This window comes from Devosia sp., from assembly GCF_041917035.1.
Taxonomy (GTDB): Bacteria; Pseudomonadota; Alphaproteobacteria; order Rhizobiales; family Devosiaceae; genus Devosia_A.
In genome coordinates this window covers 17,870-28,786 of sequence record NZ_JAYRYM010000022.1, presented here as the reverse complement: position 1 = coordinate 28,786, position 10,917 = coordinate 17,870, and the positions used below count along the sequence as shown (strand labels likewise).

At 66.1% G+C, this 10,917-nt stretch carries 10 protein-coding genes; 4 read left to right on the top strand and 6 right to left on the bottom strand.

The annotated features are described in order from the left end of the window. On the top strand, positions 1-1,354 hold a 1,354-nt coding region (locus ACE3TU_RS04510; RefSeq protein WP_374620779.1), incomplete at its 5' end, for a glycosyltransferase. Further along, complete coding sequence (locus ACE3TU_RS04505; protein ID WP_374620776.1) at positions 1,351-1,770, top strand: HIT family protein; 420 nt, start codon at positions 1,351-1,353, stop codon at positions 1,768-1,770. The genes ACE3TU_RS04510 and ACE3TU_RS04505, both read left to right, overlap by 4 nt. Before the next feature lie 119 nt (positions 1,771-1,889). Here ACE3TU_RS04505 and clpA read toward each other — a convergent pair whose 3' ends face one another. Beyond that, positions 1,890-4,265, bottom strand: coding sequence for an ATP-dependent Clp protease ATP-binding subunit ClpA (gene clpA, locus ACE3TU_RS04500; protein WP_374620773.1), 2,376 nt, complete (start codon positions 4,263-4,265; stop codon positions 1,890-1,892). A 10-nt stretch (positions 4,266-4,275) separates the two neighbouring features. Then, the gene (clpS, locus tag ACE3TU_RS04495; protein WP_374620770.1) at positions 4,276-4,707 is read right to left on the bottom strand and encodes an ATP-dependent Clp protease adapter ClpS; all 432 of its coding nucleotides are present in this window, start codon (positions 4,705-4,707) and stop codon (positions 4,276-4,278) included. A gap of 256 nt (positions 4,708-4,963) precedes the next feature. Here clpS and ACE3TU_RS04490 point away from each other — a divergent pair, with 256 nt between their 5' ends. Beyond that, the gene (locus ACE3TU_RS04490; protein WP_374620767.1) at positions 4,964-6,586 is read left to right on the top strand and encodes a serine hydrolase; all 1,623 of its coding nucleotides are present in this window, start codon (positions 4,964-4,966) and stop codon (positions 6,584-6,586) included. A 59-nt stretch (positions 6,587-6,645) separates the two neighbouring features. Continuing rightward, positions 6,646-6,921 carry a hypothetical protein gene (locus tag ACE3TU_RS04485; RefSeq protein ID WP_374620765.1) on the top strand — a complete coding sequence of 92 codons (276 nt, stop codon included), beginning with the start codon at positions 6,646-6,648 and terminating at the stop codon, positions 6,919-6,921. Positions 6,922-6,928: 7 nt separating this feature from the next. On the opposite strand, the gene ACE3TU_RS04480 is transcribed toward ACE3TU_RS04485, so the two are convergent. The 4 genes from ACE3TU_RS04480 to mgtE all read right to left on the bottom strand — a co-directional run bounded on the left by ACE3TU_RS04480 (position 6,929) and on the right by mgtE (position 10,900). Continuing rightward, positions 6,929-7,837 (bottom strand): division plane positioning ATPase MipZ, encoded by a 909-nt coding sequence (locus tag ACE3TU_RS04480; protein ID WP_374620762.1) that lies wholly within the window; start codon positions 7,835-7,837, stop codon positions 6,929-6,931. A 204-nt stretch (positions 7,838-8,041) separates the two neighbouring features. Then, positions 8,042-8,473 carry a DUF1489 family protein gene (locus ACE3TU_RS04475; protein WP_374620760.1) on the bottom strand — a complete coding sequence of 144 codons (432 nt, stop codon included), beginning with the start codon at positions 8,471-8,473 and terminating at the stop codon, positions 8,042-8,044. Next, positions 8,470-9,147: a glutathione S-transferase family protein gene (locus ACE3TU_RS04470; protein ID WP_374620757.1), complete on the bottom strand. Its 678-nt coding sequence runs from the start codon at positions 9,145-9,147 to the stop codon at positions 8,470-8,472. Before ACE3TU_RS04470 ends, ACE3TU_RS04475 begins: the two co-directional genes overlap by 4 nt. A gap of 337 nt (positions 9,148-9,484) precedes the next feature. Continuing rightward, a complete protein-coding gene (gene mgtE, locus ACE3TU_RS04465; protein WP_374620754.1) occupies positions 9,485-10,900 on the bottom strand; it encodes a magnesium transporter in 1,416 nt (471 codons plus the stop codon). Between the last annotated feature and the right edge of the window lie 17 nt (positions 10,901-10,917).

Genomic DNA, 10,917 nt, shown 5'->3' with positions numbered 1-10,917 from the left:
CTGGGTCGGAGGCAATGGGCAAGGCATGGGCAAGCGCATCGCGATAGCGGCGATCGGCACGATGGGCGATGTTCAGCCCTTCGTCGCGCTGTCGCTGGCCCTGATGCGGCGCGGCCATTCCGTCGTGCTGTCGGCGACGTCCGATTTCGAGAGCTTCGTGACCGGCCATGGCGTCGCCTTCCAGACGCTGGGCGGCGACATCCAGGCGTTCATGCGCCAGTCGCAGTTCGACAACGTCATGTCGAAGAATTCGCTGCTCTACGCCCCCAAGCTGCTCCGCGACGGCCAGCGCATTATGAAGGAAGCCTGCCAGCACCTGTGGGGCGCCGTGCAGGATGCCGACTGCATCATCTTTCACCAGACGACCAACTTCGCCGTGGATATCGCCGAGGCACTCGACATTCCGGCGATCATGACGGCCTTCCAGCCGATCAACCCCACCGGCGAATTCCCGTATTTCGGCTACGAGGGCGCGCCGCCGGAGCCGCTCTTCAATCGCATCAGCCTGGACCCCCTGTTCAACCGGCTGAGCTACGTGGTGCAGGCGGCGCAGCAGAGCTACTACGATTTTCCGCGAGACCGGATGCGCAGCAAGCTGCTGGGCCTGCGCAGCCGCAAACGCAGCGGCTTTTCGCGGAACGCGCGCGGCGAGCCGATCACGGCTCTGCACGCCTATTCACCCGCGATCTCGCCGCGCCCGGGCGACTGGCCGGACACCACGGTCGTCACCGGGTTCTGGCGCCTCGACGACATCAGCGGCTGGGAACCGGACGCGGCCTTCCGCCGGTTCCTGGAGGCCGGTGAGGCGCCGATCTACCTGGGCTTCGGCTCGATGCCGTGGGGCGCTCAGCGCAACACCGAGATCATCACCAAGGCGCTGCGCGCCTGGGGCGGTCGCGCCGTCGTCGGCAAGGGGTGGGGCGGCATCCGGTCCGAGGACCTGCCCGACACCGTCTATTCGATCGACAAGGCGCCGCACACCGAACTGTTCCCGCTGATGAAGGCGCTGGTCCATCACGGCGGCGCGGGCACCACCCATACGGGCCTCTACGCGGGCAAGCCCACCTTCATCGTCCCCCACTTCTTCGATCAGCCCTACTGGGGCCGGCGAATCTATGAACTGGGCTGCGGCCCCGCGCCGGTGCGGCTCAGAAAACTGACCCCCAGCATCCTCGCCGCCGCCCTCGACGAGCTCTCGAACGACGCCTCCTACCAGCTCGCCGCGACCGAGCTGAAGGAACGCCTCCTGCTCGAGGACGGCACGGGCCTGGCCGCCGATATCGTCGAGGAGACGATCGAGAGCTACCCCGGCAATCACTACGCCCAGAACGACCTGATCGGAGAAGCCTCGTGACCGCCTACGACCCCGGCAACATCTTCGCCAAGATCATGCGCGGCGAGATCCCGGCCCACAAGGTGTTCGAGGACACCGAGGTGCTGGTGATGATGGACATTTTCCCGCAATCGAAGGGTCATGTGCTGGTCATTCCCAGGGCAGCCTCGCGCAACCTGCTCGACGCCGACCCTGTTGCCCTCTCGAGCGCCATCATCCATGTGCAGCGGGTGGCGCGGGCAGTGCGCGAGGCACTCCGCCCCGATGGCATCCGGGTGATCCAGTTCAACGAGGCGCCGGCCGGCCAGTCGGTTTTCCACCTGCACTTCCACGTCATCCCGGTCTATGACGGGGTCGACATCGGGCGGCATGGCCAGGGACGGGCCGACGATGCCGAACTCGCGGCCCAGGCCAAGGCGATCGCCGCGGCGCTGTAGCGCTCCGGGCCCCGAACACGCCAGCGCCGCCCCCGTCCTATCCTGGCTCCGGGGCGCCAGCACTGAAACGACAAAGGCCGGGATCGCTCCCGGCCTCTGTCGTTTCACCCACTGGATGCTCAGCTGTTTTCTTCCGCCGGCCGGTCGGCCTTCGGCTTCTTGGCCGAGGCCTTCGGACCGGGGATTGCCTTGGGCCGCGCCGGCCGCGGCGGCACCGCAATCAGTTCGAGCTTCGCATCGGGCCCGATGCCGACAACGGCCACCGTGACCGATCCACCGTTGACCAGTTCCCCGAACAGCACCTGGTCGGCCAGGGGCTTCTTGACGTGTTCCTGAATGACGCGGCCCAGCGGCCGCGCGCCCATGCGCTCGTCGTAGCCGCGCACTGCCAGCCACTCGGCCGCCTCCGGCGTCAGTTCGATGGTCACGCCGCGCTCGGCAAGCTGACCCTCGAGTTGCAGCACGAACTTCTCCACCACGCGACGCACCACCGCCGGCGGCAGCGGACCGAACGAGATGATGGCATCGAGCCGGTTGCGGAACTCCGGCGTGAACATGCGGTTGATGGCCTCTTCGTCATCGCCGGCCTCGCGCTTCCGCCCGAAGCCGATCGGAGACTTCTGCAGTTCCATCGCGCCGACGTTCGACGTCATGATCAGGATGACGTTGCGGAAATCCACCGACTTGCCGTTGTGGTCGGTGAGCTTGCCGTGGTCCATCACCTGCAACAGGATGTTGAACAGGTCCGGGTGCGCCTTCTCGATCTCGTCGAGCAGCACCACGCAATGCGGATGCTGGTCGACGCCGTCGGTCAAGAGCCCGCCCTGGTCGAACCCGACATAGCCCGGCGGGGCACCGATCAGCCGGCTCACCGTGTGCCGCTCCATGTACTCCGACATGTCGAAGCGCAGCAGTTCCACGCCCAGAGTGTCCGCCAGTTGCTTGGCGACCTCGGTCTTGCCGACGCCGGTCGGGCCGGTGAACAGGTACGAGCCGATGGGCTTTTCCGGCTCCCTCAGTCCGGCCCGCGCCAGCTTGATCGCCGATGCCAGCGCTGTGATCGCCATGTCTTGGCCGAACACCACGGTCTTGAGGTTGCTCTCGAGGTTCGCCAGCAGTTCGGAATCCGACTTCGAGACCGACTTGGGTGGAATGCGCGCCATCGTGGCGATGGTCTGCTCGATGTCCTCCACGTCGATGACGGTCTTGCGGTTCTCCGGGGTCAGCAGCATCTGGCTCGCGCCGGTCTCGTCGATCACATCGATCGCCTTGTCCGGCAGCTTGCGGTCGTTGATGTACCGCGCGCTCAGCTCCACCGCCGCCTTCAGGGCCTCGTCGGTGTACTTGAGCTTGTGATAGTCCTCGAAATACGGCCGCAGCCCCTTCACGATCTCGATTGCATCCGGAATGGTCGGCTCGGCCACGTCGATCTTCTGGAAGCGGCGGACGAGCGCGCGGTCCTTCTCGAAGAACTGCCGATACTCCTTGTAGGTCGTCGACCCGATGCAGCGGATATTGCCCGACGCCAGGGCCGGCTTCAGCAGGTTCGACGCATCGAGGGCCCCGCCCGAGGTGGCGCCGGCGCCGATCACCGTGTGGATCTCGTCGATGAACAGGATCGCATCGGGGTGCTTCTCGAGTTCCTTCATGACGGCCTTCAGCCGCTCCTCGAAGTCGCCGCGATAGCGCGTCCCGGCCAGCAGCGACCCCATGTCGAGCGCATAGATCACCGCCTCGCGCAGCACCTCGGGAACGTCTCCCTCGATGATCTTGCGGGCGAGGCCCTCGGCGATCGCCGTCTTGCCCACGCCGGCATCGCCGACATAGATCGGGTTGTTCTTGGAGCGCCGGCACAGCACCTGGATGGTGCGACGCAGTTCTGAATCCCTGCCGATCAGGGGGTCGATCTTGCCGGCCCGCGCCTTCTCGTTGAGGTTCACGCAGAAATCCGCCAGGGCCGAGCTCTGCCCGCTTCCGCCGGTGCGCTCGCCCTCCTCGCTCGGGCCGTTCCCCGCCGGGTTCTCGGCGCCACGCACGCGGCGTTCCTCGCCGGCTCCCGACTTGGTGATGCCGTGCGAAATGAAGTTGACGGCGTCGAGTCGCGTCATGTCCTGCTGTTCGAGGAAGTACGCCGCGTGGCTCTCGCGTTCCGCGAAGATCGCGACCAGCACGTTGGCGCCCGTGACCTCCTCCTTGCCGGAAGACTGCACGTGAATCACCGCACGCTGGATCACCCGCTGGAACGCCGCGGTCGGCCGGGCGTCCTGCCCGTTGGGCACCACCAGACTGTCCAGTTCCTCGTTGATGAAGTCCTCGAGATCGCTCTTCAGCGCCTCGATGTCGACGTCGCAGCCGTTCAGCACCGAGATCGTGTCGCGATCGTCGGTCAGGGCCAGCAGCAGATGCTCGAGCGTCGCAAACTCGTGGGCGCGCTCCCGCGCCAGGTTCATCGCCTGATGGAGGGCCTTCTCAAGTCCGCGGGAGAATGAGGGCATGTGTCGGCTCCTATTGCTTTTCCATCACGCATTGCAGCGGGTGCTGGTTCTTGCGCGCGGCATCCATCACGCGGGTGACCTTGGTCTCGGCGACCTCGTAGGGAAACACCCCGCATTCCCCCACACCGTGATTGTGCACATGCAGCATCACCCGCATCGCCTCTTCACGGGTTTTGTTGAACACGTCCTGCAGGATCAGGACCACGAACTCCATCGGCGTGTAGTCGTCATTGAGCAGTAGCACCCGGTAAAGGTTGGGGCGCTTGCCCTTGGTCTGCGGCTTGGTGATGGTCGCCGTGTCCGAGCGACCGCCGTCCCGCCCGGGGTCCTTCGGCCGGTCATCCTTGCGCCGCGGCGGCTCGTCGGCCGAGCCGATGGCCGCCCCGAACGGATGTGCGAAGGAACGGGAACCGGTGTCGAATGGGTCGTCTCGATGCAGCATGGTGCCCGCATTATGTAGGCAAAACCAACCCGGTGTTAAGTGGCCGCGCACCTAAACTTTGGGGCAGGTCGCGCGCCGCCGGGTCCGGTCAACAAGCCACCGCAATTCGTTGCATTTTACCGAATGGTAAGGCGCCGGGGGTTACTCTCCCGGTCGAGTTCGAATGCGGCTGGCCTCGTTGGGGAGGGCACCTCGGCCGTCAGTCCAGGCATTGCGTACGGGCCCCGGTCGGCGCCCGATTGTGTTGGAGTACCGGGTGCTTTCCCACCACCGATCACCCCTTGCGGCGTCACCGATCGCACGAGTCCTGTTTGCCTTCTTCCTCGCCCTGGCGGTAACGCTGTCCGTATCGCTGCCGGTTGAAGCGGCCTCGGTGCCGCGCAAGTTCGCCGGTATCGTCGTCGATGCCAAGTCGGGCAAGGTGCTATACGAGAGCTCGGCGGATGCCGCGCGCTACCCGGCCTCGGTCACCAAGGTGATGACCCTCTACGTGCTGTTCCAGGAGCTGACGGCCGGCAACATCACGCTGAAGACCAAGTTCAAGGTCTCCAAGTACGCCGCGTCTGCGGTGCCGACCAAGCTCGGCCTCAAGGCCGGCTCGACCATCACGGTCGAGAACGCGATCAAGGCGCTGGTGACCATCTCGGCGAACGATATCGCCCGGGTGATCGCCGAGAATATCTCCGGCTCGGAAAGCGCCTTCGCCAAGCGGATGACCGCCACGGCCAAGGCGCTTGGCATGACGCACACGACCTATCGCAATGCATCGGGCCTGCCCGACAAGGGTCAGGTGACCACGGTGCGCGACCAGGCCCTGCTCGGGGTGGCGGTATACCAGCACTTCCCCAAATACTACGAGTACTTCCAGACCCGCAGCTTCTCCTACGGCAAGCGCACCTACGGCAATCACAACAGGCTGCTCGGCACGAACGGCGTCGACGGGATCAAGACCGGCTACACAAATGCCTCCGGCTTCAACCTGCTGACCGCGGCGCGGGCCGACGGGCGGCACATCGTCGTGGCCGGCTTCGGCTTCGATTCCAGCGGCGCCCGCGACGCCAAGGTCCGCGAACTGGTCAAGAAGTACCTGCCCAAGGGGCGCAGCGGCGGCTACCTGGCGGCGGCCCTGGTGCCGGAGCCGGGCCGCAAGGGCGCGACGGTCATGGTGGCCTCCGCCGATCCGCAGCCCGTCATTCCCATGCCCTACCCGGCGTTCCGTCTCGAGGCCGGCACCCTCGCGGCCGCCAAGCCCGTAGAGGCCGCCCAACTGGCCGACGACATCGTCGTCGCCTCAATCGACAGCGCCCCCCTGCCCGCGACGCGACCTGGCGAGACCGCCTTCGACGCGACGACCGAGGTCGCGGTGCGCGTCGGCACCGTCAAGCCGCGCGAGCGCGCCTTCGACGTCATCGGTGCCTGGCTCAGCGATACGTTCTCGCTGGGCGGCGCCCCGGCGGCGTTGGGCGAGACCGTTCCGTCGGCGCCCCTTCTTCCGCCGGTGGGCATCGGCGACCAGGGGGAGCCGATCGACCTGATGACCTCGGGCGGCATCGGGGACCAGGCACCCGAAATCCTGAGCGATCAGCCGGAGCCGGCTCCGATCGCCATCGCGGCGGTGGTCGAGCAGCCCCTCTCCGGCGGATGGGTGGTTCAGGTCGGTGCGGCACCGACGGAAGGCGGGGCGCAACAGCTGCTCCTCGATGCCTCCGCCCGGATCGATCGCCTGGCCGGCTTCCGCTCCTATATCGAGCGCTTCGAAAAGAACGGTCAGGTCTTCTTCCGCGCCCGCTTCGGCGGATTCGAAGGCCGCGAGGCCGCCTCGGGTGTCTGCGGCGAACTGAAGAAAGTCAAAATGAGCTGTCTCGCGATGCAGTCCTAGCATCGACGGACAGCCGTCATCGGGGAAGCGAATTGTGGCCCGTGTTTGGAGTAGCCCCAATGAGCGATACATCTAGCCTCAGCGAGCTCGCTCGCTTCGTCGGTCGCTCCGCTCTTGCGGAGGAGGACGCTGCCGAGAGACGCCAGGCCGTCAACGCGATGGTGTCGGGCCTGTTGCCCGGCTACCAGCGTCGCGGCGTCGGCGAGCTGCTGGCCGCCGTCATGGCCTTGTCGGCGCGCACGCGGCGGATGCTGCTGCCGCCGGTCGGCGTCGACATCGACGTCTTCTCGCCCGGCGGAGGCCGGGCCGTGCGGATGACCCTGCCGTCCCGCTGAGCCGCGGCTACTCGGCCCCCTGGGCCATGTGCTCGAACGCCGTCGGTTCGGCGGCGGACCTGGCCAGCGCCTGACTGGCTTCCATCCTGGCCCGGGCACGATCGCTGACGGGCAGGCGCAGGGCCTCGACAAGCGAACGATACTCCTGCCGGGCGCTCAGATGCGACATCGATGGAAGTCCGCCGAGCATTTCCTCGTTGAGCGGATCGAAGACCGTCATTCCAGTGGGGAACAGCGAGCGGAAGATCACCCTCTCGGCGATCCCGTCGGCGACCCGGCACCCGAGGCGCAGGGCGATCTTGTCGATGGCCGACTGCACTACCCGGGTCGAGCGGGAGGGCAGCATCGAGATTCGGTTCCGCACGATGACCCAGTCGATGGTTCGCCCGTCGATCGAGAGCCGCTCGGTGCGCGCCCGCTGTACCAGGCGCGCATAGTGGCTCATTTCCCGCGGATCGCCCGTCACCGGGTCGACATGAGCCATGACGTCGAGGTCGATGATCGAGTCGTTGAGCGGCGTCACCAGCGTATCGGCGAGGGAATGCGCAAGCCGCGTCAGATGCGTGTCGAACCCCGGCGTATCGACGATCAGGAAGTCGGCATCCCCCTCGATCTCGATAACCGCCTGGCGGAACAGGTCGAATTCGAGCCGCTGGTTCTCCCGAATCGAATCCGCCTTCGACAGCGGCAGATGGAAGTGCGTCGCATGCGGCAGCTTCAGGTCGTGTGCCTGGGCCCAGTTGCGGCGGTTGCGAACGTATTGGGTGAGGGTCTGCTGCCGGCTGTCGACGTCGATCGAGGCGACGCGGAACCCCTGGTACATCAGGTAGACGGCCAGATGGAACGCGGTGGTCGACTTGCCCGAGCCGCCCTTCTCATTGCCAACGACAATGACATGCGTCCCTGTCCTGCCCATCACACTCCCCTGCCGCCAGACGCTTTCCGTCAGCGACGCAACCCACGGGATTCGGCGAATTCTTCACCGAAGGAATTAATGCGGGGATCGCCCCGATCCTTCAAGGGGTGATTCACCATGAGCCGGTGACAGCCTGACGAATGGCGGCTTTTCTGCCGCAGCGGCGCCCGCCCGGCGCGTCGCTTTCGCGCCGTTTCAACGGACCTAGATCAGGCCGAGCCGGGCCAGTTCCTCGGCCAGTTCCACCGAGCCGCCCTGATCGGCGCTGCCGGCCCCGATATCGGCGGGAGCATCCTCGGGCGCCAGATAGCGCCAGCCCTGGAACGGCGACTTGGGGCGCGGCACCGTGCGCACCATGTCCGGGGCCATGACGATGTCGCAGCACTTCAGTCCCTGCTCGTCCACCGCCTCGACCAGCCGGAGGATCGGCTGCCGGCAGCGGATCACACCCGAGATCACCCAGTAGATCGACCCCTGCCCTTCGATTTCGGCGCGCCGCTTCGGCATCGTGCGAGTGCGATGAACGTGCACATCCTCGCCATGGTCGGCGCCCCACCAGTGGGCGCGCTCGCCGCGATAGCCCTCAAGTTCCTCCAGCGTCGCCACCCCGACGCAGAGCTTGATCATGTGGATCATGCCGGCCTGGCCGCCGCCTTCCGCGCCAGCAGCACGTCGATCTCGTCGTCATCCACCACCCACGGTTCCTTCACCGCCTCGGCAAGCCATTCCTGGAACGCCGGCAGGGCGTAGATGGCCTCGACATACTCGCCCGCGACATCGGTCACCGGCAGGGCATAGGTTCGGATGCGCGCCGCCACCGGGGCGAACATCGCGTCGGCCGCCGTGAAGCTGCCGAACAGGTAGGGCCCGCCGGAACGCGACAGCAGGTCGGCCCAGAGCCGCTCGATCCGCTTGAGGTCGCCGGCGACCTCGTCGAGGTCGACCTTGCCCGGGTGCGAGGCCCGCAGGTTCATCGGCGCGGCATTGCGCAGTGCTCCGAAGCCGCCGTGCATCTCGGCCGCCGCAGCCCGCGCCAGCGCGCGCTCGACCCGGTTCGACGGCCATATCCCCTTGGCCGGGTACTTGTCGTTGAGATACTCGATGATGGCGATGGTCTCGGGGACGACCACGTCGCCATCCACCAGCACCGGCACCTTCCCGGTCGGCGACTTCCGGCGGATCGCTTCGCGCCACCCCTCGCCGCTCAGCATCACCAGGTCCTCGTCGAACGGGATGCCGAAGTGCCGGAGCACCAGCCACGCCCGCAGCGACCAGCTCGAATAGTTGCGATTGGCAAAGATCAGCTTCATGGGCACTCCTCAAAGCGAAGGGCGCCGCTTGCACCGGCGCCCTTCAGAAATTCTCTCACTCTTGTCGGACCCGCAAGGTCCTGCTGCAGTCCTGCCTCAGGCGCCCGCAACGATCAAGAAAACCAGCGACATCGCCAACAGGCTGACCAGAGTCCAGGACACCGTGGGTAGCGTCGAACGCCACCAGTCGGTTTTGGAATGGCTGCGCATCGGTACTCCTTCATGCCGACTTCGGAACCGCCGCCGCCCATATGGCAGAATTGCGACGGCAACGAATCGTTAACCCGGCTTCCCCCTGGCTGCAAGATGCAGGAATGTCACAGTGGATTAGTCGAGATTAGTAGAGGCCGAACCAGAGGCCGGCGAGACCGAGAAACGCAAAGAAACCAACGACATCGGTGACGGTCGTGACAAAGACCGACGAGGCGATGGCGGGATCGATCTTCAGCCGGTTGAGCGTCAGCGGTATCAGGATACCAGCAGTCCCCGCCGCGATCATGTTGACGATCATCGCCATCCCGATCACCGCACCGAGGCCGGGGCTCATGTACCGAATGGCCGTCACTGCACCGATCAGTACGGCGAAGATGCAGCCGTTGACGAAGCCGCCGCTGACTTCGCGCACGATGAGCCGACGCACCCGCGCACGGTCGAGGTCGCGGGTCGCCAGCGCCCGCACCGTCACCGTCATCGTCTGGGTTCCGGCATTGCCGCCCATTGATGCGACGATGGGCATGAGCGCGGCGAGGGCCACCATCTGCTCGATCGTGGCGTCGAACAGGCTGATCACGAACGATGCCAGCATCGCCGTCAGCAGGTTGACGACCAGCCAGGGGGCGCGGCTGCGCACCGCGCGAAAGACGTTGTCGGACACTTCTTCGTCGCCGACGCCGCCCATCAGCTTGATGTCCTCGGTCGCTTCCTCGTGAATCACGTCGACGATGTCGTCGACGGTCAGCACGCCGACCAGCCGCTTGTTCTCGTCGACGACGCCGACTTCCACCAGGTCGTAGCGTTCGAAGTCCCGGGCCGCCTCTTCCTGGTCCTCGGTGGCATCCACCGTGAGCAGGTCGCGGTTCATCAGGTCCTCGATCCGCACCGTTCGCTGGGCCCGCAGGAACTTGTCGAGCGGAATGGTACCGAGCACCCGGTACCCCGGATCGACGACGTACAGCTGGTAGAACTCGTCGGGGAGGTCCTTCTCGACCCGCAGGTAGTCGATCGTCTGCCCGATCGTCCAGAATGGCGGGATGGCAATGAACTCGGTCTGCATGCGCCGGCCGGCGGACTCCTCGGGGAAGTCGAGGCTGCGCTTCAGGCTGAGCCGCTCGAACGCCGGAAGCTGCTCCAGAATGCGCTCGCGATCCTCTTCCTCGATGTCCTCGAGGATGTAGACGGCGTCGTCGTTGTCGAGGCTGGACACGCCGCGGGCGACGTCATGGGCCGGCAGCTCCTCGATCAGGTCGGAGCGAACCGTATCGTCCACTTCCCTGAGGGCGAGATAGTCGAAGCGATCGCCCAGCATGCGGACCAGTTGCACGCGTTCGCCGGCCTCGAGCGCCTCGAGCACGTCGCCCGCGTCCGAGGCATGCAGGGGCTCCATCATCCCTGCCAGGGCGTCCTGGTCGCCGGCATCGAGGTGCTGGCGCAGGCGCTCGATCCAGGCCGGATTCAGGTGGTCATCCGCATCGCGCAGCGCGTTCGGGTCGACACGGGTCTCCCCGCTTTCCGCGATGTCGAATTCGTCGCTCATTGGGAGTCCCGCGAAAC

Excerpts from the sequence above, each read along its gene's own strand:
- clpA (WP_374620773.1), bottom strand. The coding sequence starts at position 4,265 with ATGCCCTCATTCTCCCGCGGACTTGAGAAGGCCCTCCATCAGGCGATG.
- clpS (WP_374620770.1), bottom strand. The coding sequence starts at position 4,707 with ATGCTGCATCGAGACGACCCATTCGACACCGGTTCCCGTTCCTTCGCA.
- ACE3TU_RS04485 (WP_374620765.1), top strand. The coding sequence starts at position 6,646 with ATGAGCGATACATCTAGCCTCAGCGAGCTCGCTCGCTTCGTCGGTCGC.
- ACE3TU_RS04480 (WP_374620762.1), bottom strand. The coding sequence starts at position 7,837 with ATGGGCAGGACAGGGACGCATGTCATTGTCGTTGGCAATGAGAAGGGC.
- ACE3TU_RS04475 (WP_374620760.1), bottom strand. The coding sequence starts at position 8,473 with ATGATCCACATGATCAAGCTCTGCGTCGGGGTGGCGACGCTGGAGGAA.
- ACE3TU_RS04470 (WP_374620757.1), bottom strand. The coding sequence starts at position 9,147 with ATGAAGCTGATCTTTGCCAATCGCAACTATTCGAGCTGGTCGCTGCGG.
- mgtE (WP_374620754.1), bottom strand. The coding sequence starts at position 10,900 with ATGAGCGACGAATTCGACATCGCGGAAAGCGGGGAGACCCGTGTCGAC.